The sequence below is a fragment of the Kitasatospora cystarginea genome (assembly GCF_039533515.1).
Classification (GTDB): Bacteria; Actinomycetota; Actinomycetes; order Streptomycetales; family Streptomycetaceae; genus Kitasatospora; species Kitasatospora cystarginea.
Window position 1 is genome coordinate 179,526 of sequence record NZ_BAAATR010000007.1, and the last position, 20,925, is coordinate 200,450.

The following is a 20,925-nucleotide window of genomic DNA, read 5'->3' on the forward strand; positions in this document are numbered from 1 at the left end:
CCCGCCAGGACCAGCACCACCGGACGGCTCCCCCGCCGGGTGTCGATGGGGCAGAATGTGGACACTGTTGATCAATTCAGGGGGATGCCGTGCGCAAGCGCACCAAGGGCCTGCTGGCCCTGCTGTTCAGTTCCGCACTCGCCGTGACGGCGGGTTCGTCCAGCGCCACCGCCGCCACCTCGACGGCCACCACCCGGGGCCTGGAGATCGGCGTCCCGGCGTACGTGTGGCCCGGCGACCCGATGCTCTCCGGCCTGCAGGCCGCCACCCCGGCCGCCTCGATCGTGATCCTCAACCCCGGCAACGGCGACACCGCGTTCACCCCGGCCTGGCAGGCCCAGGCCGACACCCTGCGGGCCGGAACCACCGCCGCCGGAGGGCACACCAAGGTGATCGGCTACGTCCACACCGACAACGGCACCCGCCCGCTCGCGGACGTCGAGGCGTCCATCGACAACTACCTCAAGACCGCCGACGGCAAGCTGCACGTGGACGGCATCTTCTTCGACGTCGTCAGCCGGGACTGCGGCACCGCCAACAGCACCCGCGACTACTACTTCACGCTGCGCCAGTACGTGCAGACCGCCATGAACGCGATCGACCCGGCCGCACAGGACCTGGTGGTGGACAACCCGGGTACCGCGATCGCCGACTGCTACCTGGACCCCGCCCACCGCACCGCCGACACCTTCGTCACCTACGAGGGCAGCTACGCCGACTACACCGGCGGCGGCTGGCTCGGCGGCAACGTCTTCAACCTGACCTCGGGCTACTACTCGGGCGCTTCCTTCGACCCGAGCGGAACCTCCTTCTGGCACCTGGTCTACAACGTGCCGGACGAGCCCCGGATGCGGACCGCACTGGACACCGCCTTCGCCCGCGGCGCCGGCTACGCCTACGCGACCGGCGACACCATGCCCAACCCTTGGGACACCGCCCCGAGTTGGGGCTTCACCGCCGAGGCTTCGCACGCCGCGACGATCGGCTGACCTGACCGCCGCGCTCCACGGGCGCATCGACGGGCCCCGCCGTGCGTATCGCGGTGGGGCCCGTGCCGTCCGGACGGTGACGGCGTGGCCTCACCCCCTCGGCCGCGCCCGATCGGCGCACACCGGATGAGTGGGCGGGCGCGTCACCGGGCGGCCGACCTCCGTTCCGCTCGCGGACTCCGTTTCCGGGCGGCCCGGTGGCGAACTAGCATTTCCTCCGTGAGCGACTCAGCTCCGCCGACGGCCGCCACCACGCCCGAGTCCTCCTCCCGGCTGCGGATCCGGGAGGTGCCCGACTCCGACCTTGACCGCGCCATCGACCTCGCCTCGCTCGTCTTCCTGGAGACGTACGACGACGAAATGCGCGCCAGGCACCGGAAGTTCCTGCTCCGCTGCAACCGGATCGGCGCCTATGCGGACGGCCGGCTCGTGGGCCTGCTCGCCGCCGTCCGGCTGCGGGTCTCCGTGCCGGGCGGCGGGCTTCCCTGCGCGGGGCTCACCTTCGTCTGTGTGGCACCGACCCACCGCCGTCGCGGGGTGCTGTCGGAGCTGGTCGCCGAGCTGTGGCGCCGGTGCGCGGTCGCGGGCCGGCCGCTCGCCGCCCTGTGGGCCTCGGAGGCGGCGATCTACGGCCGGTACGGGTTCGGTGCGGCCACCCGGCTGTGCACGGTCGAGATCGACTCCCGGCGGCCGCTCGACCTGCGCGTCGCACCCGATCCCCGGCCGCTGCGCCTGCTCGACCCGGCCGAAGCACCCGCGGTGCTCGGCCCCCGTTACGAGGCGAGCCGGGCGGAGCGGGCCGGCCGCCTGGCCAGGGACGGCTACTGGTGGCGCGAGCAGATCCTGCCCGAACAGGACGAGGACGACGACGAGCTCAGCCCGCCGCGGGTGGTGGTGCTGGGCGACGGACCGTCGCTCGACTACGCGGTCTACCGCACCCGCGGCGGCGAGGACTCCCCCGGGGTCGTCGAGGTCTACGAGCTGGAAGCCGGGACCGGCCGGGCCGCGGCGGCGCTGTGGAGCTACCTCGCGGGCATCGACCTCACCGGCAGGGTACGGGCCTGGGGGCGCCCGGCCGACGACCCGCTGCTGCTGATCGCCGCCGACCGCGACCAGGTGCGCGTCACCCAGGAGTTCCCGGCGCTGTGGCTACGGCTCGCGGACGTCGGGGCGGCGCTGACGGGGCGCTCCTGGGCCGCACCGGTCGATCTGGTGCTCGACGTCAGCGACGGTTCGATCCCCGCCAACAACGGACGGTTCCGACTGGCGGCCGGCCCCGGCGGTGAGTCGTACCGCGCGAGTGCCGAACCCGCCGATCTCTCCCTCGACGTACGGGATCTGGCGGCCTGCTACCTGGGCGGCACCCGGGTGGGCGACCTCGTGCGGGCCGGCCTGGTGGCGGAGCACACGGCGGGCGCGGCCCGGGTGCTCGACGCCGCGCTGTACACGGACCGGCTGCCGTTCACCAGTGACGAGTTCTGATGAGTCTTTGTGGATAACTCGAGTCTTTGTGGATGACTTGGCAGGTACCGATCCATTGACAGTGCTTCCCGGGGTACAGCAACATCATTTTCCGGCGGCCGAGAACCGAAACAACTTTGGTCACATTCAAGGGACTTGCAGACAAGGAGGGTCCCGCGGCCGCCAGTGAGCCCGAGCTGGGCCTCCTGACCGGAGGTCAGGGTTGCACAAAGGAAGCACAAGCAGCGGAAACAACCGGCAATGACGGTCACCGCAGACGAGTTGACTCTCGGTCAGGCAGGGTCTCGCCCCACCGCTCCGTCTCCTCGCTAAGTTCACAGACTCGCCAGTCCACCGACAACTGAAGGGCACCTACGGCCCCAATGCTTTACGCGGCACCGAGGCCGGGCGGACCGCCCGGCCACCCCCGCACCGGTCCGCGGTTCGGCCACGAGGCCCGTGCGGCGGAAACCCCCACTTCCGTAGCAGCCGTGGCGTACGCCCCGGCTCATCCTCCCCTGGAGTCCCCATGCGTTCGAGGTCTCGTCTCGCCGGCCTGTCCGCCGTTGCCACGGCGACGGCGCTTGCCACGTCCCTTGCCCTCGCTCCGCACAGCTCGGCCGCCGCCACACCGGCCGCCGGGTCCGTCCCCGCGTTCTCGCACATCGTCGTGGTGATGGAAGAGAACCACTCCTTCGACGACATCATCGGCGACACCAGCGACGCCCCCTACATCAACTCCCTCGCCTCGCAAGGTGCGTTGATGACCTCCTCGTTCGGCGTCACCCACCCCAGCGAGCCCAACTACATGGCGCTGTTCGGCGGCAGCACCTTCGGGCTCAGCTCCGACGCCTGCCCGGTCAACAAGGGCAACGCGGCCAACCTGGGCTCCGAGCTGCTGGCCGCCGGCAACACCTTCGCGGGTTACTCCGAGGACCTGCCGAAGGCCGGTTCCACCACCTGCCGCTCGGGCGCCTACGCGCGCAAGCACTCCCCGTGGGCCAACTTCACCAACATCCCGGCCGCCGACCAGCAGCCGTTCTCGGCCTTCCCCACGGACTACAACCAGCTGCCCACCGTGTCGTTCGTGATCCCGAACCTCAACGACGACATGCACGACGGCACCATCGCCGACGGCGACTCCTGGCTGCAGAACAACCTCTCCGACTACGCCAACTGGGCCCAGCAGAACAACAGCCTGCTGGTGGTCACCTGGGACGAGGACGACTACACCGAGAGCAACCAGATCCCCACCGTGTTCTACGGCGCCCACGTCCAGCAGGGCCAGTACAGCGAGACCGTCGACCACTACAACGTACTCGCCACTCTGGAGCAGGCATACGGTCTGCCGAAGGCCGGCCAGAGCGCCAACGCCGCGCCGATCACCGACATCTGGAACTGAACCGTCCGGGATCCCGGCCCCGCCTCCCCGCCCGGGGCCGGGCTCCTGCCTGCCCGAAGGACCGCACCATGCCGGAGCGAACTCCCCCCACGCCCCCAGCCAGACGGCGCGAAACCGCCCGCCGGCTCCGCCCCGCACTGGCCGGGCTGGCCCTGCTGGGCACCACCGCACTGGTCGGCTCCGCGCCCGCCGACAGCAGCCTGCTCGCCCCGCCCGGCGGCAGGCTCCGGGTGGACACCAGCACCTGCGGCACACCGCCCGAGCACCTGCCCGCGGGGCCGGTCTCGTTCAGCGTCACCAACAACTCCAAGGTCTTCGCCACGCTCTACGTCATCTCGCCCGACGGGGGCCTGGCGTACGCGGAGATCCCCTGGCTCGGCCCCGGCAAGACGCTCCCGCTGGCCACCACCCTGACGGGCGGTCAGTACGCGGTGCGCTGCGTCTTCTCCAGCGGCCCGGTGCTCACCACCCTCCCGCTGACGGTCGTTGGGAAGGCGTCCGGCGCCGTGGCCGGCTACCCACCCATGCCCGACAAGGAGATGAGTGCCCCCGTCAAGGCCTACCGCGACTACGTCAAGGCCGCCCTGCCCGGACTACTGGCCGCAGCCCGTACGCTCGACGCCGACATCGCCCGCGGCGACCTGGCGGCCGCCAGGACCGACTGGCTCACCGCACACCTGGACTACGAGCGACTGGGCGCCGCCTACAACTCCTTCGGCGACTTCGACAAGTCCCTGAACGGCATGGCGAACGGACTGCCCCAGGGCGTCGACACCGCCGGCTGGACGGGTTTCCTCGCCGCGGAGTACGGCCTGTGGCACGGCTGGGACGCCGACCGGCTGCGACCGGTCACCCAGCAGCTGGCGGCGGACGCCGACGAACTGGTCCAGGACTTCCCCAGCGAGGACACCGACCCGGGCGACCTCTCGCTTCGGGTGCACGAGATCCTGGAGAACTCGCTGCAGTTCCAGCTGAACGGCACCGCCGACTACGGCAGCGGCACCACGCTCGCCACCCTCGACGCCAATGTCCAGGGCACCGAGAAGGTACTGGACATCCTGGCTCCGGTGATCCGGCCCCGCGATCCGGCGCTGCTCGACCGCCTGCAGCGCGAACTGCCGGACTTCGAGGGCAAAGTGACGGCCTACCGGGCCAAGGACGGCTCCTGGACGGCGTCCGCGAACCTCACCACCGCCCAGCGCCAGCGCCTCGACGGAGAGCTCGGCCGGCTCCTGGAGGAACTCGCCGTCCTGCCCAACCTACTCACCCCGAGGAACCACGCGTGACCGCCCTCGACCCGTCCGCCACCGAGCACCGCTCGCCGCTCGCCCGCCGTGCCTTCCTGCGCGGAGCCTCCGCGGGCGCCGCCGTCACGGCGGGCGCGCTCGCCGGGGCCTTCGCGGCCGCCGCCGAACCCCAGTCCGCCGGCCCGTCCGGCCGGCGGATCCCGTTCCACGGCCCGCACCAGGCCGGCATCACCACGCCGCAGCAGGACGCGGCGTCCTTCGTCTCGTTCAACGTCATCGCGCCCGACCGGGCCGGGCTCTCGGAGCTGCTGCGGACGCTGACCGAGCGGATCCGGCTGCTGACCTCGGGCGGCCCGGTGCCGGCCACCGACCTGGCCTCACCGCCCACCGACAGCGCGATCCTCGGACCGGTGCTGCCGGCCGACGGGCTGACGATCACCGTGAGCGTCGGCGCCTCGCTGTTCGACGACCGGTACGGGCTCACGGCGCGCAAACCCGCCAAGCTGGTGGCGATGCCGGTCTTCCCCGACGACAACATGCTCGGTTCCAAGGAACTGCACGGCGATCTGTCGCTGCAGATCTGCGCCGACTCACGCGACACCGTGATGCACGCGCTGCGCGACATCACCCGGCACACCCGAGGAGGCATGCAGCCGAGCTGGAAGGCCGACGGCTTCCACGCCGCCCCGCGTCCGTCCGGGACCCCACGCAACCAGCTGGGGTTCAAGGACGGCATCTCCAACCCCGAGATCGACGACCGGACGGTGGCGGACTCGGTGCTGTGGACGCACGGCGGTGCGAACGGCGAGCCGGCCTGGGTGGAGGGCGGTTCCTACCAGGTGGTGCGGATCATCCGGATGCTGGTCGAGTTCTGGGACCGGGTCTCGCTGCGCGAGCAGGAACGGATGATCGGCCGCCGCCGCGACTCGGGCGCGCCGCTGGACGGTACCGGGGAGTCCGACGCCCCCGACTTCCAGAGCGACTCCCAGGGCCTGCTGACCCCGATGAACTCGCACATCAGGCTGGCCAACCCGCGCACCCCCGACTCGGCCGGCCAGCGGTTCCTGCGCCGCGGCTACAACTACGACCGCGGCCTGGACCTCGACGGCAACCTGGACGTCGGGCTGATCTTCTGCTGCTACCAGCAGGACGTGGAACGGCAGTTCCAGACCGCCCAGCAGCGGCTGGCCGGGGAACCACTGGTGGACTACATCTCCCCGACCGGCGGCGGGTACTTCTTCACACTCCCCGGTGCCAAGGGCCCCTCCGACTGGCTCGGTTCGACCCTGCTCTCCTGACCCGGGCCGCCCCGGCACCGGCCTGCGTGAGCCGCCGTGGTCATCCTGCGGCGAGCGGTTCTCCCCACCCACAGCGCCCCGCTGGCCGGGGCCGAGAACGTCCAGGTCTCCTGCATGGAGCACGACGACCTGCGCACCTGCGCGGAGGTTTCCGCGCAGGTGCGGCGGATCCTGGCCGGCTGAGAACGGAACCGGTAGCCGGCCTCGGAACGGCACGGCCCCGCCCTGCCGCCCTCCCGGTCCTTCCCCTCCCCGAGCAGCGCGCCCCTCGCACGGACGCTCAACTCACGCCCTGATCCTGCCGATAGCAGAGGCCGGACGAGCACGAACCCTCCCTCCGGAGCCAACCAGCCCTTGACCGTCCCGGTGGCCCCGACTCCATGGCTGGACGACTCCCGGCGATTCGGTTGGACGGGACTCCACGGGAAGATGTCTCGCCATATCTCGCCATCAAGAAGCTTGATATCGAGATAATTTTGCCAGATCATGGAGCCGACGGAGCAGGGATCGCCGCCGAAGGAGTCACGCCATGCGCCAGGCCACCTGGGACCCGCAGCAGTACCTGCGCCACGCGGGCCACCGGACCCGTCCGTTCCTCGACCTGCTCGCCCGCGTCCCCGAGCCACCGGGCTCCCCCGCGCTGATCGCCGACCTGGGCTGCGGCGCCGGGAACGTCACCGCGCTGCTCGCCGACCGCTGGCCCGCCGCGCACATCACCGGCCTCGACAACTCGGCCGAAATGCTCGCCGCAGCCCGGGAGTTCGCGGGTCCCACCCCCGGCGGCGGCTCCCTCGAGTTCCACCCGGCCGATGCCGCCTCCTGGGTCCCCGACCGGGCCTGGGACTTGATCGTGTCCAACGCCACCCTCCAGTGGGTACCCAACCACCCCGAGATGCTGCCGGTCTGGATCGGCGCCCTCGCCCCCGGCGGGACCTTCGGCCTCCAGGTCCCCGACCAGTCCGCCGCCCCCAGCCACACGCTGCTCGACGGGCTCTGCCGAAGCGCCCGGTGGCGCGGGCGCCTGGCCGACCACGCCGGCGAGCGGCGCCAGTTCGTCCTCAGCCCGGCCGGCTACCTGGAACTCCTGGCCGGCCTCGACTGCACGGTGGACGTCTGGGAGACCAGCTACGCCCAGCTGCTTCCCGGCCGGGACCCGGTGCTCGACTGGGTCAAGGGCACCACCCTGCGCCCCATACTCACCGCGCTGGCCGACGACCCCGAGGCCACCGCCGCGTTCCTCACCGAGTACCGCGATGCACTCCGCACGGCGTACCCGGCCGGCCCGCACGGCACCGTGTACCCCTTCCGCCGTGTCTTCGCCGTCGCCACCAGACGGGGCTGAGCGGCGCTCAGCCCGCCCGGGCGCGCAGGCGGCGCAGCATGCGGGCGTCCTCGAAGCCGACCGAGCGGGCGGCGGAGTCGACCGTCGCGCCGTGGCCGATCAGGTGCTCGGCGCGCTCCAGGCGGAGCGTCTGCTGGTAGCGCAGCGGGGTGAGACCGCCGGTGGCGCGGCTGAAGAGCCGGGTGAGCGTGCGGTCGCTCACCCCGACGGCCGAGGCCAGTGCGGGCAGCGGCAGCGGCTCGGCGAACCGGGTGTCGATGATGTCCTGGGCGCGGTGCACGGTGTCGTCGAGGTGGGAGCGGTGCCTGAGCATGGCGCTGGCCTGCGGTTCGCCGCCGTTTCGCCGGGCGTAGACGACCATGTCCCGGGCCACCTGGGCGGCGACCGCGGGGCCGTGCCGGGTTGCGACCAGGTGCAGGGCCAGGTCGATGCCGCTGGCGATGCCGGCCGAGGTGACCACCCGGTCGTCCACGGTGAAGAGCACGTCGCGGACCACTACGGCGCCGGGGTGGTGCCGGGCCAGCTCGTCCTGGACGTCGTGGTGGGTGGTGCAGCGGCGGCCGTCGAGCAGCCCGGCCCGGCCGAGCGCCTCGGCTCCGGCGCAGATGCTGGCGACGGTACCGCCCCTGGCGTGGTGGTCCCGCAGGGCCTGGAGCACGCCCTCCCCGATGACGGGAGCGGCGACCCGGGGGTGCACCCGCCAGCCGGGCACCACGATCAGGTCCTCGGGCCCGAGTTCGGGCCACTGCGACCGGGCGGTCAGCGGCAGCCCCTGGGCGCTGGGGACCTCGGTCCGCTCGGCGACGTAGCTGAGCGTGTACGGGTGCCCGAAGTCACCTGCGGTGGAGAAGACCTGCGCGGGGCCGGCCAGGTCCAGCAGGTGCACTCCGGGCACCAGCAGAAAGGCGATCTGGTTCACGATCCGGTCATCATGCCCGAGTCGCCGCGGCGGCTTCCAGTTCGTCGATGGTGGCGATGGTGGCGAAGCGGCCGGCCAGGGCGTACTCGGTCCGCCTGATGATCTCCTCGGCACCCAGGGTCCGCGGGTCCGCGAGCAGTTCGGTGACGGTGAGGTCGGCGGGGGCGTCGCGGTGCGGGATGGGGTGGGTGGCGGTTGCGTCGGTGACGAAGGTGACCCGGTAACCGAAGTCGCTCGCGAGGCGGGTGGTGGTCTCCACGCACTGCTCGGTGCGCAGGCCGCACAGGGTGAGCTCGCGGATGCCGTGCTCGGTGAGGAGTTGCTGCAGGTTGGTCGTGGTGAAGGCGTTGTGCGAGGTCTTGTGGATCAGCGGTTCCCCGTCCTGGCGCTCCAGCTCCGCCATCAGCCGGACGTGGCCGCGCTCGGGGTCGAAGGTGTTGCCGGTGCCGGGTTCGCAGTGCAGCACCCAGACCACCAAGTCGCCCGCCTGGCGGGCGAGTCGGACCAGGCGGTCCACCTGGTGTGCGATCTCCGGGTTGGATACGGTCTCCCAGAGCGCACGGGCGCGGAAGGACTCCTGGACATCGACAACGATCAGTGCTCGGTTCATGTCCCCAAGTCTGGTCGGCGCCGATGGACCCTCGACAGGCCGCATCAGGTCCGGGAGCGGACCGATCCGGTCACGGCCGACCGCCGGCATCATCCCGTTGCGGACGAGGCGGCCGGCATCGCACGACATCGGCCGCCGATGGCGAACCGAGCGACTGGGTCGATGTCATGTCCCCCAGGGCGGGACGGGAGTTCTCACGGCAGGGGCTGTGCCACCCGGCCTGAGGTCCGGCGATGGGCGGACCCGCACTACGAGCGGCGCAGCCACTGCCCCCAGCGCGGTGGTGGATCCGCCGGGCGGCAGCACGGCCGGGAGCACTCCTGTTCGTCGTCCTCCGGGTCGATGACGAACGTGTCCCTGCCGTGAATCGTGCGCGGGGGCTTCTCGCGATCCATGACCACCCTCCGTTGCAAGCCGGTCGACAGAGGATGACGCTACCGACTGTCATGCGCCGTGTACATGGCGCTGCTTCAGGATCCGGCGCTCCCCGCGGCCGGGGCGACGGGGAGCGTCGCGGGCGGTCAGACCGCGGCTTCCCGGGCGGCCTGCCGCAGCGCCTTCTTGTCCGGCTTGCCGACATCGGTCAGCGGCAGCTCGGAGGCGAAGGTGATCCGGGCCGGTTCGTACATCGCACCCCGCTCGCGCAGCACCAGTTCGCGCAGCTGCTGCTCGTCCACCGCACCACCCGGGACGGGTACGACGACGGCGTGCACCCGCTCCATCCGGTCGGCGTCGGGAACCCCGAAGACGGCGCTCTGCCGGACCTGGGGGTGGGAGTTGAGCAGGTCCTCCAGCTCGGTGGTGTAGACGTGGCCGCCCACCACGATGATCATGTCCTTGAGCCGGTCGACGATCGTCAGGAAGCCGTCCTCGTCCAGCCGGCCGAGGTCGCCGGTGTGCAGCCAACCACCCCGCAGCATCTCGGCGGTCAGCTCCGGCTGCTTCCAGTAGCCCTGCATCACGCTGCCGGAGCGGACGCAAATCTCGCCGAGCTCCCCCGCGGGCAGGTCGTTGCCCGCCTCGTCCCGGATCGCCACCTCGACACCGGGCAGCACCTTGCCGGCGGAGCGCAGCCGGTCGAGCCGCTCGGGGTCGTGATCCTCGGCGGTCAGCGCGCTGATGCCACCGGCCTCGTTCTGGCCGTAGAACTGGAACAGCACCGAGCCGAGCCGCCGCACCGCGTCGGCCAGCCGGACCGGCGAGGCCTGGCAGCCGCCGTAGACCAGGTTGCTCAGGCTGGATGTGTCGCGCTGCTCGATGTCGGGGTGGTCCAGCAGCTGGTACAGCAGCGGCGGGAGCAACCAGAGCCGGCTGATCCGTTCCTGCTCGATCGCGGCCAGCACCTCGGCGGGCTCGAAGTCCTCCAGCAGCACCACGGTGCCGCCGGCGGACAGGGTGAGGTCGACCAGCTGGCCCGCCGCGTGCGCGAGCGTGGTGCAGACCAGCTGACGGTGCTTCTCCTGCTGCACCTCGCTGAGCTGCGAGCGGATGTCGCTCACCTGCTCGAAGGTGGCGCAGATCCCCTTCGGGTGGCCGGTGGTGCCGCCGGTGTGGCGGATCGAGCAGATGTCCTCGGGTCGGGCCAGACCGCCGAACGGCTCGGCCGACCGCCCGGCCGCCAGCTCCAGCAGGTTCTCGGCCTCCTTGGCGGGCCCGAGAACCAGGACGTGCTCCACCTCGACCCGGGCGGTCAGCTCGGCCGCCCGCTCGGCCAGCCTGGGGTCGACGATCAGGGCGACGGTCTCGACATCACGGACGATCGCGGCCTGGACGTCCACCGAGAGCTTGTTGTACAGGTGGTTGATCCGGCAGCCGATCAGGTTGGCCGCGTAGCGTGCGGCGATCGTCTCCGGCAGGTTGCCGCTCAGCAGGGTCACGGTCTGGCCGCGGCCGATCCCGCGCTCCTGCAGGACCCGGGCCGTCCGGTAGACGAGATCGCGGAGCTCACCCGCGGTGACGCGCCGCCCTTCGTGGACGACCGCCTCCTGGTCGGGCTGCTCCCCGAGCGCGTCCAGGTTCCGCTCGACGTAGCTCCGGAATGTCTGCGTGCTGCTGGTCATACGTCATTCCCCTCCAGGCGTCGGCACACGAGCCCCTGCGCCGACTGTGCTCGGTTCGATGACTCCGGGCTTGACGGCCCCACAGAGGAGAACGGGAATCCCCATGACCCCATTCCGCCAAGATAGTTGCCCGGAGCAACCATACGTATGGTAATCGTCTCCTCACGCAAGATCAAGACATCTGGTAACACGGCTGTAACTCACTGTGCGTATCCATCGGCTGCCGCGCACCGGCCCCGACCACCCGTTCGCCGGCCACCGCCTACCGACCCCGGCAGCGGCTCCACCTGATCGATCGTCACATCTACGGGCGTGTACGGCCGCAGCCTCAGCCCCCGTTGAGGGCAGGATCGAACCGTCACACTGTGTCGACCACCCGCAGGGAGAGCCATGCCGTCGCACAGCCGCCCACGCCGCCGCCTCCGCAGGGCCCTGTGCTCCGCCGTGCTGCTGGCCGCCACCCTGACCCCGGCCGTACCGGCATCCGCCGCGCCCACGCCGACCGAGCGGCCGTCGGCGCTGGTCGACCCGCTGATCGGCACCCGGGGCGGTGGCAGAACCTTCCCCGGCCCGGCAGCGCCCTTCGGCATGGCCCAGCCGAGCCCGGACACCATCGCCCCCGGCGGTTCCGGTTCCGGCTACTCCTACGAGCACGCCGCCATCACGGGCTTCAGTCAGACCCACCTCTCCGGGGCCGGCTGCGGCGTCAACGGCGAGGTCCCGATCCTGCCCACCACCGGCCCGGTGACGACCTCCGAACCGGCCGAGTACGCCGCGCACTTCAGCCACCGCGACGAGCAGGCGTCGGCGGGCTACTACCGGGTGGGCCTGGACAGCGGCGTGACCGCGGAGCTGACCGCCACCGCGCGCACCGGCTGGCAGCGCTACGTCTTCCCGGCGGGGCGCCAGGCCAATGTGCTGGTCAACACCGGCAAGGCCGGTATGCCGGTGGACAGTTCGGAGTTCCATGTGATCGGCGATCGGACCGTCGAGGGCCTGGTGACGGACGGCCGGTTCTGCGGCAGCACGAGTGACCACCACACCCTCTACTTCACCGCCTCCTTCAGCCGCCCCTTCACCTCCTTCGGCACCTGGCGCGGCGGCACCCTCTCCCCCGGCTCCCGGGACTCCGCCGGGGACGGCCGCCACGGCAGCGGCGGCTGGCTCACCTTCGCGACCAGTAGCACCGGCGATGCCCCGGACACCGGTGCGAACGCCGAGGAGCGCCAAGTCGTCGTCAAGGTCGGGCTCTCCTACACCGGCCTCGTCGGCGCGCGCCGCAACCTGGCGGCGGAGACCAGCGGCCACGACTTCGACCGGACCCGCCGGGCGCTGACCGCCGAGTGGGACCGGCGGCTGGGCGCGGTCCGGATCGGCGGCTCGGACCTCGACCACCGGACGGCCTTCCACACCGCGCTCTACCACGCGCTGCTGCACCCCAACCTGATCGGCGACGTCGACCGGCGGTACCCGGGCGCCGACGGGAAGGTCCGCACCGCGACCGACTGGACGCCGTACGCCAACTTCTCGCTCTGGGACACCACCCGCCCCCAGAACCAACTGCTCGAACTGCTCACCCCCGAGGTCGCCCGCGACATCGACCTGTCCCTGCTCGCGGTCCACCGCGAGGGCGGCTGGCTGCCAAGATGGTGGCTGGAGAACAGCGAGACCGGGGTGATGACCGGCGACCCGGTCACCCCCTTCCTGGTCGACGGCTGGTCCAAGGGCCTGCTCGCCGGGCACGAGGAGGAGACCTACCGGGCACTGTGGCAGTACGTCACCCAAGTACCGCCCACCGACTCCCAGTTCAGCGGGCGCAGCGGCAACCCCCGGTACGCCGCGCTCGGTTACCTGCCCTACCTCCCCGACTGCCGCGGCAAGCACGGCCAGGACGACGATTGCCAGCACCCGGCCTCCGCCACCCTCGAGTACGCGGCGGCCGACGCCGCCCTCGCCCTGATGGCCGAGGCCCTCGGCCACCACGCGGACGCCGCGCTGCTCACCGCCCGGGGCCGGAGCTACCGCACGCTGTGGAACCCGAGCACCGGCTTCTTCGGCCCGCGCAACCCGGACGGCAGCTGGGTGGCCCCCTTCGACCCGGTCTCCGGCTTCGAGCACGGCGACGGCGGCCGGACCGCCTTCCACGAGGGCGGCGGCTGGCAGTACCTGTGGTCGGTGCCCCAGGACGTGGCAGGACTGATCGGCCTGCTGGGCGGCAGGGACGCGGCCACCGCCCGGCTGGACTCCTTCTTCGCCTACGACCGGCTGCTCGCCGACCCCGCCGGGACGGCCCGCACCGCCTGGGTCCACGACGCCGGCGACTACTTCGGCCGGACCACCTACGACCCCGACAACGAACCCGACCTGCTCGCGCCGTACCTCTACCTGTGGACCGGCCGCCCCGACCGCACCGCGACCGTCACCCGGGCCGCCGAGACCCTGTTCACCGACACCCCCGACGGTGTCACCGGCAACGACGACCTCGGCGCCATGTCCGCCTGGTACGTGCTGACCGCCCTCGGGCTCTACCCCGGCGCCCCCGGCACCGGAACCTATCTACTCACCACCCCGCAGTTCCCGCTCGCCGCCCTGACCGTCGGACCGTACCGCGGCCGCCAGGGGGGCACGGTGGTGATCTCCGCACCGGGAGCCGACCTGGACCACCGCTACACCGTCGGCCTGCGAGTCAACGGCCTTCCCTGGCAGCGCACCTGGCTCAGCCACTCCGCCCTCGCCCACGGCGTGCTGCTCGACTACCGGCTCGCCGCCGCCCCCGGCCGCTGGGGCACCGGCCCGGCCGACGCCCCGCCGCCGTACTCCGCTGCCGGGCGGTCCTGACCCGGCCCTCGCGCTTCGGTCACCGGACGGATCCACTTCCGTCGAGGCGCACGCCCCGCTCCGGACCGGGCCCGGAGCGGGAGCCGGAGCGGGCCTGATCGGGAGTGGGTCCGTCCCGGGCCCGGAGCGGGGCCGTACCGGCTCAGTCCCGGGCCGGCCGGGTGCCGCCACAGGCGCCGTGCGGCAAGTGCGTCGCCGGGATGACGCCGAGCCGGCCCGCCCGGTAGTCCTCGACCGCCTGGCGCAGTTCCGCCTCGGTGTTCATCACGAACGGGCCGTAGTGGGCCACCGGTTCGCGGATCGGCCGACCACCGATGATCAGCACCTCCAGCTCGGGCGTACGGCTGTCCTGCTGCGACGCGGCGGCCAGGGTCAGCAGATCGCCGGCCCCGAAGACGACCAGCTGCCCGGTGTGCACGGGGGCCGCCAGCGGACCCGCCGTCCCCCGGCCGGCCAGCACGTAGACCAGGGCGTTGAAGTCCGGCCGCCAGGGCAGGGCCAGCTCGGCTCCCGCGCCGACGGTGGCGTGGATCATCGTGATCGGCGTGAAGGTGGCCCCTGGACCGGTGTGGCCGGCCACCTCCCCGGCGATCAGCCGGACCAGCGCTCCGCCGTCCGCCGAGGCCAGCAGCACGGCCTCGCGGCCCTCGATGCCCTGATAGCGGGGCGGGTTCCACTTGTTGGCGCTCGGCAGGTTCACCCACAGCTGGATGCCGTGGAACAGCCCGCCGGAGACCACCAGGTGCTCCGGCGGCGCCTCGATGTGCAGGATGCCGCTCCCGGCGGTCATCCACTGGGTGTCACCGTTGGTGATCACGCCACCGCCGCCGTTGGAGTCGGCGTGCTCGAAGATGCCGTCGATCATGTAGGTGACGGTCTCGAACCCGCGGTGGGGGTGCCACGGGGTGCCCTTGGCCTCACCCGGCGCGTACTGGACCTCACCCATCTGGTCCATGTGGACGAACGGGTCCAGGTCCCGCAGGCTCACGCCGGCGAAGGCACGCCTGACCGGGAAGCCCTCCCCCTCCAGACCGCTGGGTGCGGTGGTCACCGACACCACCGGCCGCTCCGCGAGGACGGTGCGGTCGGGGCTGGGGATGCGGGGAAGGGCGCTGATGTCGGAAACGGTGATTGCGGGCATCGGACTCTCCTTCGGATGCCGGTCCCGGTTCTGTCTGTCCTACCAGACGCCGTACTACCCCACGAACAAACGTTGAACTCTGGACATTCCCACTGCCAGGGGCGGCGTCCCCGCTGCCCGGGTCCGATCGCCCGTACTCCGCGGCTGGAACCCGGTCACCGCGAGTCGGACGGCGCGGGCGGCGTCCGCAGCGCCCCGGGCGATGACGAGCGAACCCTCCCGCCAGCGGCGCGGCACGGTCGGGAATCGCGCGACATGCGCCACCGAGCGCAGCCGGGACCGCAGGCGACTACGGATGGAAGTCGCCTGCCAGCGTTAGGAGTTGGGCCTGTACGGGTCGCCGTGGACGAACCCGTTCCCGTGGTGGACCGCCCAGCTGGAGTAGATCCGCCGCTGGTGGGCGGCCTCCGCCGTGCGCCGCCGCTCGATCAGCAGGCCCACCGGATCATCACCGCCACTGCGGCGGCGCTCGCGCCGCAGCAGCAGGAACACGGCTGTCAGCCCCGTGCCACCCAATCCGAGCACCAGCGCGAGGACGGCGTCCATCGCTGCTCCCTCCCCCGAAGCCACCGGCCAGGGCTCCAACCCGGCCTTCCCACCCCAGGACCGGAGGCTACCAGGCGGCCGGCCGTCAGGACGGTTCGGCTCACGCCGTCAGCGCGCCCTCCCCGGCCCGGCAGCCTGGGCGGGTGCGCTGCCAGTACGAGCGGGCGGCAACGGCCAGTGCGATGCCGCAGACGGCGAAGGCGCTGAAGCCGACCCAGCCGATCAGCGGGGCGTCCGCCGAAGTGGGTAAGTCGCCGGCCCGAACGGTGGAGTGGCTGTGCGGGGGCGGACAGATGACCGAGTGTCATGCGCGGTTGGTACGGTCGGCCGCATGACGCAACTCGATCGATCCGCCCGACAGCCCGTCACCGCTTCCGACGTCCGACTCGCCATGAGCCTCGCGCTGACCGTGCTGCGCCGCGGACCCGAGGCGGAGCAGGGCTGGTCCGTCAAGGCGGGCTCGCTGGACTGGGACTGTTGGGAGACCGCCGAGCACCTGGCCGACGACCTGTTCTCCTACGCGGCACAGCTCGGTCCCACCGCTCCCCCGCTGGACGGCTATGTCCCGTTCCGCTGCGCGAGGGAGCGCCCGGGCGGCCCGCGGAACTCCGTCTTCGCCGACCGCGCGGCCGGCCTGGCCGGGCTGCTCCAGGTGCTCGAGGCCGGCGCGGCACTGCTGGCGGCCATGGTGGCGACGACCTCGCCGCAGGTCCGGGCGTACCACAGCCGGGGGATCGCCGATCCGGAGGGCTTCGCGGCGATGGGGGTGGCCGAGACGCTGCTCCATGCACACGACATGGCCGAGGGCCTGGGCCTGGCCTGGACACCGCCCGCCGACCTGTGCGACCGGGTGCTGGCGCGCCTGTTCCCGGGTGCCCCGGCGGACGGGGACCGCTGGCGCGCCCTGCTCTGGTCGACCGGCCGGGCCGACCTCCCGGACCGCCCCCGGCCTGCCACCTGGACCTGGGCCTCCGCGCCGGAGGGCGAGCGCACGGCCTGACGGCCGTCACTGGCGGGTGTCGCGACCGGGCAGAATGGGGGCCATGTCCCGACGCAGCTCGAAGTCCGCGGCCAGGTCCGCCGCCAAGCCCTCGGCCAGGTCCGCGGCGGCCGCCTCCCCGGTGGCCTCCAGCACCTCGCCCTGCCCCTGCGGCCTGCCCGCCCCGTACGGGGAGTGCTGTGGTCGGCTGCACCGGGGCGAGGCGGTGGCCACCACGGCGGAGGCGCTGATGCGCTCGCGGTTCAGCGCGTTCGCCGTCCGGGACGAGGCATACCTGCTGCGCAGCTGGCACCCGGACACCCGGCCCGCACGGCTCGATCTCGACGCGCGACTGCGCTGGGTGCGGCTGGAGATCCTGGCGACCTCCGACGGCGGCCCGTTCCACAGCGAGGGGACGGTCCGGTTCCGCGCGCACTACGCGGAGGGACGGGAGGAGGGCGTGATGGAGGAGCTGAGCCGCTTCGTCCGGGTGGACGGCGCCTGGGTCTACCTCGACGGAGTGGTCGACTGACGGGTCATAGGCCCTGCGGACCCTGCGCCTGCAAAACGACGGACCCTACGGCCCGGTCGGCTGACGAGTCGTGAGTCCGACCGGCCGACGGACCGTGAGTCGACCTGCCGACGACTGAGCCGGATGGCGGCCGGTCAACCCTGTACGACCCCCCGTTGCTCCGCATGAACATTTCATAACGGCACGCGTGAACCCTGCCACGACGGGAGATGGATCCGACTTACCGTCAGGATCCCGTCCACCCAACGCACCGGAGGATCCGTGCGCAAGAGGATGATCATCCCAGCCGTGAGCGCCGCGCTGCTGCTCCTGGCGAACCCCGCGTCGGCCGCCGCCCCGACGCCCGGCGATCCAGGCATCGGCGACCCGTACTACCCGACGTACGGCAACGGCGGCTATACCGTGTCCCACTACGACCTGCGGCTGAAGTACCAGCCCTCGACGGACGAACTGCAGGGCACCGCGACCCTGCTCACCACCGCCACCCAGGACCTCTCCCGCTTCAACTTGGACTTCGCCCTGGACGTCAGCGAGGTGCTGGTCAACGGCCACCCCGCGAAGTTCTCCGCCACCGGCGAGCAGGAGTTGGAGATCACGCCGGCCACTCCGCTGGCCAAGGGCTCCAACGCCACGGTGGTGGTGCGCTACTCGGGCGTGCCGTCCAAGGTCTCCCGCTACGGCTTCACCGCCTGGCTGCGCACCCCGGACGGCGGAGTGGCCGCCGGAGAGCCGGAGTCGGCCTGGTGGTGGTTCCCCAGCAACGACCACCCTTCGGACAAGGCCACCTTCGACGTCTCCGTCCTGGTGCCGGAAGGCACCCAGGCGATCAGCAACGGTGTACTCACCTCGTCCTCCTCCCAGTTGGGCTGGACCCGCTACAACTGGCGTGAGAACAAACCGCAGGCGACCTACCTGGCCACCCTCGCGATCGGCAGGTTCGACGTCACCACGCAGACCAGTTCCGGCGGGCTTCCCGTCATCAACGCCTACAGCAGGGACCTCGGCGACAACGACGGCTCCGCCCGGGCCAGCGTGGAGCGCACCGGCGAGCTGGCCGACTGGCTGAGCGGCATCTTCGGCCCGTACCCGTTCAGCGCGCTCGGCGGCTACGTCCCCAATGTGAACACCCACTTCGCGCTGGAGACCCAGACCCGCGTCTTCTACAGCCCAGCGCAGTTCGCGGGTGGCGCCAACCCCTCGGTGGTCGTCCACGAGCTGGCCCACCAGTGGTACGGCGACAGCGTCTCGCTCAAGCGCTGGAGCGACATCTGGCTGAACGAGGGCTTCGCCCGGTACGCCCAGTGGCTCTGGTCCGAGCACGAGGGCGAGGGCACCGCCCAGGAGTTGGCCGACTACCTCTACGCCACCCACCCGGCGGACGATCCGTTCTGGACCGTCAAGCCCGGCGACCCGGGCCCGGCCAACCAGTTCCACCCCGCGGTCTACGACCGGGGCGCGGCTGCCATCCAGGCGCTGCGGAACGCGGTCGGCGACGACAGGTTCTTCCAGATCCTGCGGGCCTGGCCGGCCGAGCACCGCTACGGCAACGCGACCGTCGCGGACTTCCAGGCGCTGGCGGAACGCATCTCCGGCAAGAAGCTGGGCGACCTGTTCCAGACCTGGCTCTACACCGCCGCCAAGCCGGCCGCCTCGACGGCCGCCTTGGCGAAGCCCGCGGCGGCGGCCAAGGGTTCCGTCAAGGAACCGCGCTCCTGGAAGCAGATCGAGGCGACCAACGACATCCACGGCCAGGACCGGAACTGAGCATCCCGGCGCACCGCTGACGGCCCGGCCGGACCGCGGTCCGGGCGGGCCGCACCGTCGCCGAGGCAGGCGGCGGCGATGGCGACCGGGCGCAGCAGGGTCAGCGGGCCGAGGCCGACGACCATCGCGAGGGTGCTGGCGCGGAACGGCAGGAGGAAGTAGACGGCCAGCGAGAGCAGTACGGCGGTGGCGTAGACGGTGAGCGGCAGCAGGTAGCCGAGGCCGCCGGAGGCCAGGGCGTCGTACGTCCTGGACTGGTCGGACGCGCTCAGCAACAGGAGGGCGGCGGTCAGGGCGGGGGCGAGCAGCAGGACGGCCCCGACGATCAGCCCGCGCAGGGCGGCTCGGGCGGTGGCTCGGTGTTTGCGGATGCGGGCGTCGCGGCCGGCGTATGCGCGGAAGCCGCTGAACGCCGCGTCGACCAGCCCGAGCAGCGCGAGCGGTACGGCGGGCGTCACCGGGTGGCCTCGGCGAGTTGCTCCGGGCCGACCGGTCGGCGGGCGGCCCGCCCGAGGGCCAGGCGAAGCGGCGCCTCCAGGTGCGGGCGAACGCCGATGACCGGGCGCAGCGTGGTGCAGAACGGGTTCGCCACGGCGCGTGGCTCGTAGAGCAGTGGTCGGATGCCGGGTTGGGCCGCGGCGCGCAGCAGGGTTTCGTCGCCGTGCGCACGCTGTGCGGAGGCGACGCCGTCGTGGCGGCCGAGCGGGTGGCGCATCCGGGCGCGGTGGAACATCCAGGCTCCGATGGGCGCCAGACGGGTCGCGGCGATGTCGAAGTGGCAGAAGGCGTGCGCCGGGGAGGCGGCCTGGGCCCGGAAGAACTCGGCCAGGGCGGGACCGCGGAAATGGTGGAGCGCCTCCCTGCCGCGCGCCCTACGGGACCGGTGGAGAGCCTGACACCGCCGCGTGCCCGTCGCGATGCCCACTCCGATGACCCGGGACCCGGCTGCGGCCCCGCCCCGGGAACTGCGGCAACTGATGGGCGGGCACCACACGCCGTCAACCACGACGCATCCAGCCCTGGAGGTTGGCATTCGAGCATTACAGGGACGAACTGCCCGTTTTCACCGTACAGTTTGACCGTAACCCATGCGGCCGGTCGCGTCCGGGACACCAAGAGGAGCACCCTTGGCACACAACGCAGACACCCACATCAGCGTGACGTCCACCATCGCCGCCCTGCGTGCCGAGCTTCCTGAGCTCGAGCAGCACCAGCAGCGACTGGAGGCGGAACTGGCCGCCGTCAGCGGCCGGTTGGAGGCGGCGCGGGACGCACTGCGCGCCCTGCAGGCGTTTTCCGCCGTCCCGTCGTCCGAGGGTGGGACGGCCGACCACGCCCCGCCGCCGGCGGTACCGGCAGCGGAACCGGACGGCGAGCAGGCCACCGCGGACGCAGCGGCAGCGTCCGGACACAGGCCGGCCACCGCCCGCAAGAAGGCCGTCTCCCCGGCCAAGTCGCGGACTGCACCGCGCCGCAAGGCCTCGGCGAGGGCGGCCACGACCGCTACGTCGGAGCCGGTCCCGGCACGCAAGCGCGCCCCGGGGCTGTCCACCGGTGTCCTGGCCTACCTGGCCGAGGTGAAGGAACCGGTCCGGGCCGCACAGGTCGCCGAGGCCCTGGGCCGTGAGACCACCCCCGCCGGTGTCAACGCCGTACGCACCAGCCTCGAGCGGGCGGTAAAGGCGTCCAAGGCCCAGCGCACCGGCCGCGGCCTCTACCAGGCGCTCCCGCACTGATACCCAGCCCCACAGGATGCCTCGGCGTGCGCCGGCCTACGGCGCAGAAGGGCAGCCGTTC

Annotated in this window: 19 protein-coding genes; 12 read left to right on the plus strand and 7 right to left on the minus strand. The window is 72.1% G+C overall.

Going from position 1 to position 20,925, the window contains the following annotated elements:
* The first annotated feature begins 89 nt into the window (after window positions 1-89).
* The 7 genes from ABD369_RS10990 to ABD369_RS11020 all read left to right on the plus strand — a co-directional run bounded on the left by ABD369_RS10990 (window position 90) and on the right by ABD369_RS11020 (window position 7,739).
* Window positions 90-989 (plus strand): spherulation-specific family 4 protein, encoded by a 900-nt coding sequence (locus ABD369_RS10990; RefSeq protein ID WP_344636120.1) that lies wholly within the window; start codon window positions 90-92, stop codon window positions 987-989.
* 273 nt (window positions 990-1,262) lie between these two features.
* A complete protein-coding gene (locus ABD369_RS10995) occupies window positions 1,263-2,471 on the plus strand; it encodes a GNAT family N-acetyltransferase (protein ID WP_344636191.1) in 1,209 nt (402 codons plus the stop codon).
* A 508-nt stretch (window positions 2,472-2,979) separates the two neighbouring features.
* Window positions 2,980-3,852 carry an alkaline phosphatase family protein gene (locus tag ABD369_RS11000; protein WP_344636121.1) on the plus strand — a complete coding sequence of 291 codons (873 nt, stop codon included), beginning with the start codon at window positions 2,980-2,982 and terminating at the stop codon, window positions 3,850-3,852.
* 68 nt (window positions 3,853-3,920) lie between these two features.
* Window positions 3,921-5,138: an EfeM/EfeO family lipoprotein gene (locus ABD369_RS11005; RefSeq protein ID WP_344636122.1), complete on the plus strand. Its 1,218-nt coding sequence runs from the start codon at window positions 3,921-3,923 to the stop codon at window positions 5,136-5,138.
* Window positions 5,135-6,397 (plus strand): iron uptake transporter deferrochelatase/peroxidase subunit, encoded by a 1,263-nt coding sequence (gene efeB / locus ABD369_RS11010; RefSeq protein WP_344636123.1) that lies wholly within the window; start codon window positions 5,135-5,137, stop codon window positions 6,395-6,397. The genes ABD369_RS11005 and efeB overlap by 4 nt, the downstream gene beginning before the upstream one ends.
* A gap of 36 nt (window positions 6,398-6,433) precedes the next feature.
* Window positions 6,434-6,580 carry a hypothetical protein gene (locus tag ABD369_RS11015; protein WP_344636124.1) on the plus strand — a complete coding sequence of 49 codons (147 nt, stop codon included), beginning with the start codon at window positions 6,434-6,436 and terminating at the stop codon, window positions 6,578-6,580.
* Window positions 6,581-6,926: 346 nt separating this feature from the next.
* Complete coding sequence (locus tag ABD369_RS11020; RefSeq protein ID WP_344636125.1) at window positions 6,927-7,739, plus strand: trans-aconitate 2-methyltransferase; 813 nt, start codon at window positions 6,927-6,929, stop codon at window positions 7,737-7,739.
* Window positions 7,740-7,746: 7 nt separating this feature from the next.
* On the opposite strand, the gene ABD369_RS11025 is transcribed toward ABD369_RS11020, so the two are convergent.
* From ABD369_RS11025 to ABD369_RS11040, 4 genes are all read right to left on the minus strand, one after another.
* Window positions 7,747-8,658 carry a GlxA family transcriptional regulator gene (locus tag ABD369_RS11025; protein WP_344636126.1) on the minus strand — a complete coding sequence of 304 codons (912 nt, stop codon included), beginning with the start codon at window positions 8,656-8,658 and terminating at the stop codon, window positions 7,747-7,749.
* Window positions 8,659-8,668: 10 nt separating this feature from the next.
* Window positions 8,669-9,268 carry a cysteine hydrolase family protein gene (locus ABD369_RS11030; protein WP_344636127.1) on the minus strand — a complete coding sequence of 200 codons (600 nt, stop codon included), beginning with the start codon at window positions 9,266-9,268 and terminating at the stop codon, window positions 8,669-8,671.
* 248 nt (window positions 9,269-9,516) lie between these two features.
* Window positions 9,517-9,663: a hypothetical protein gene (locus tag ABD369_RS11035; RefSeq protein WP_344636128.1), complete on the minus strand. Its 147-nt coding sequence runs from the start codon at window positions 9,661-9,663 to the stop codon at window positions 9,517-9,519.
* A gap of 126 nt (window positions 9,664-9,789) precedes the next feature.
* Window positions 9,790-11,328 (minus strand): AMP-binding protein, encoded by a 1,539-nt coding sequence (locus tag ABD369_RS11040; protein WP_344636129.1) that lies wholly within the window; start codon window positions 11,326-11,328, stop codon window positions 9,790-9,792.
* 390 nt (window positions 11,329-11,718) lie between these two features.
* Between ABD369_RS11040 and ABD369_RS11045 the strand changes: the two genes are divergently transcribed.
* A complete protein-coding gene (locus ABD369_RS11045) occupies window positions 11,719-14,166 on the plus strand; it encodes a GH92 family glycosyl hydrolase (protein WP_344636130.1) in 2,448 nt (815 codons plus the stop codon).
* A gap of 142 nt (window positions 14,167-14,308) precedes the next feature.
* Here the strand turns inward: ABD369_RS11045 and ABD369_RS11050 are convergent, their stop codons facing one another.
* Both ABD369_RS11050 and ABD369_RS11055 read right to left on the minus strand, forming a co-directional pair.
* A complete protein-coding gene (locus ABD369_RS11050; RefSeq protein ID WP_344636131.1) occupies window positions 14,309-15,307 on the minus strand; it encodes a pirin family protein in 999 nt (332 codons plus the stop codon).
* A gap of 315 nt (window positions 15,308-15,622) precedes the next feature.
* The gene (locus ABD369_RS11055; protein WP_344636132.1) at window positions 15,623-15,853 is read right to left on the minus strand and encodes a hypothetical protein; all 231 of its coding nucleotides are present in this window, start codon (window positions 15,851-15,853) and stop codon (window positions 15,623-15,625) included.
* Window positions 15,854-16,184: 331 nt separating this feature from the next.
* Here ABD369_RS11055 and ABD369_RS11060 point away from each other — a divergent pair, with 331 nt between their 5' ends.
* The 3 genes from ABD369_RS11060 (at window position 16,185) to ABD369_RS11070 (ending at window position 19,128) form a co-directional block, all read left to right on the plus strand.
* Window positions 16,185-16,853: a hypothetical protein gene (locus ABD369_RS11060; RefSeq protein ID WP_425557579.1), complete on the plus strand. Its 669-nt coding sequence runs from the start codon at window positions 16,185-16,187 to the stop codon at window positions 16,851-16,853.
* 43 nt (window positions 16,854-16,896) lie between these two features.
* Window positions 16,897-17,364 (plus strand): YchJ family protein, encoded by a 468-nt coding sequence (locus tag ABD369_RS11065; protein ID WP_344636133.1) that lies wholly within the window; start codon window positions 16,897-16,899, stop codon window positions 17,362-17,364.
* Window positions 17,365-17,637: 273 nt separating this feature from the next.
* Entirely contained in the window at window positions 17,638-19,128 is a 1,491-nt protein-coding gene (locus ABD369_RS11070) for a M1 family metallopeptidase (RefSeq protein WP_425557586.1), read from the plus strand.
* 454 nt (window positions 19,129-19,582) lie between these two features.
* Here the strand turns inward: ABD369_RS11070 and ABD369_RS11075 are convergent, their stop codons facing one another.
* Window positions 19,583-20,053 carry a hypothetical protein gene (locus tag ABD369_RS11075; protein ID WP_344636135.1) on the minus strand — a complete coding sequence of 157 codons (471 nt, stop codon included), beginning with the start codon at window positions 20,051-20,053 and terminating at the stop codon, window positions 19,583-19,585.
* A gap of 202 nt (window positions 20,054-20,255) precedes the next feature.
* Between ABD369_RS11075 and ABD369_RS11080 the strand changes: the two genes are divergently transcribed.
* Window positions 20,256-20,864: a hypothetical protein gene (locus tag ABD369_RS11080; RefSeq protein ID WP_344636136.1), complete on the plus strand. Its 609-nt coding sequence runs from the start codon at window positions 20,256-20,258 to the stop codon at window positions 20,862-20,864.
* The last annotated feature ends 61 nt before the right edge of the window (window positions 20,865-20,925 follow it).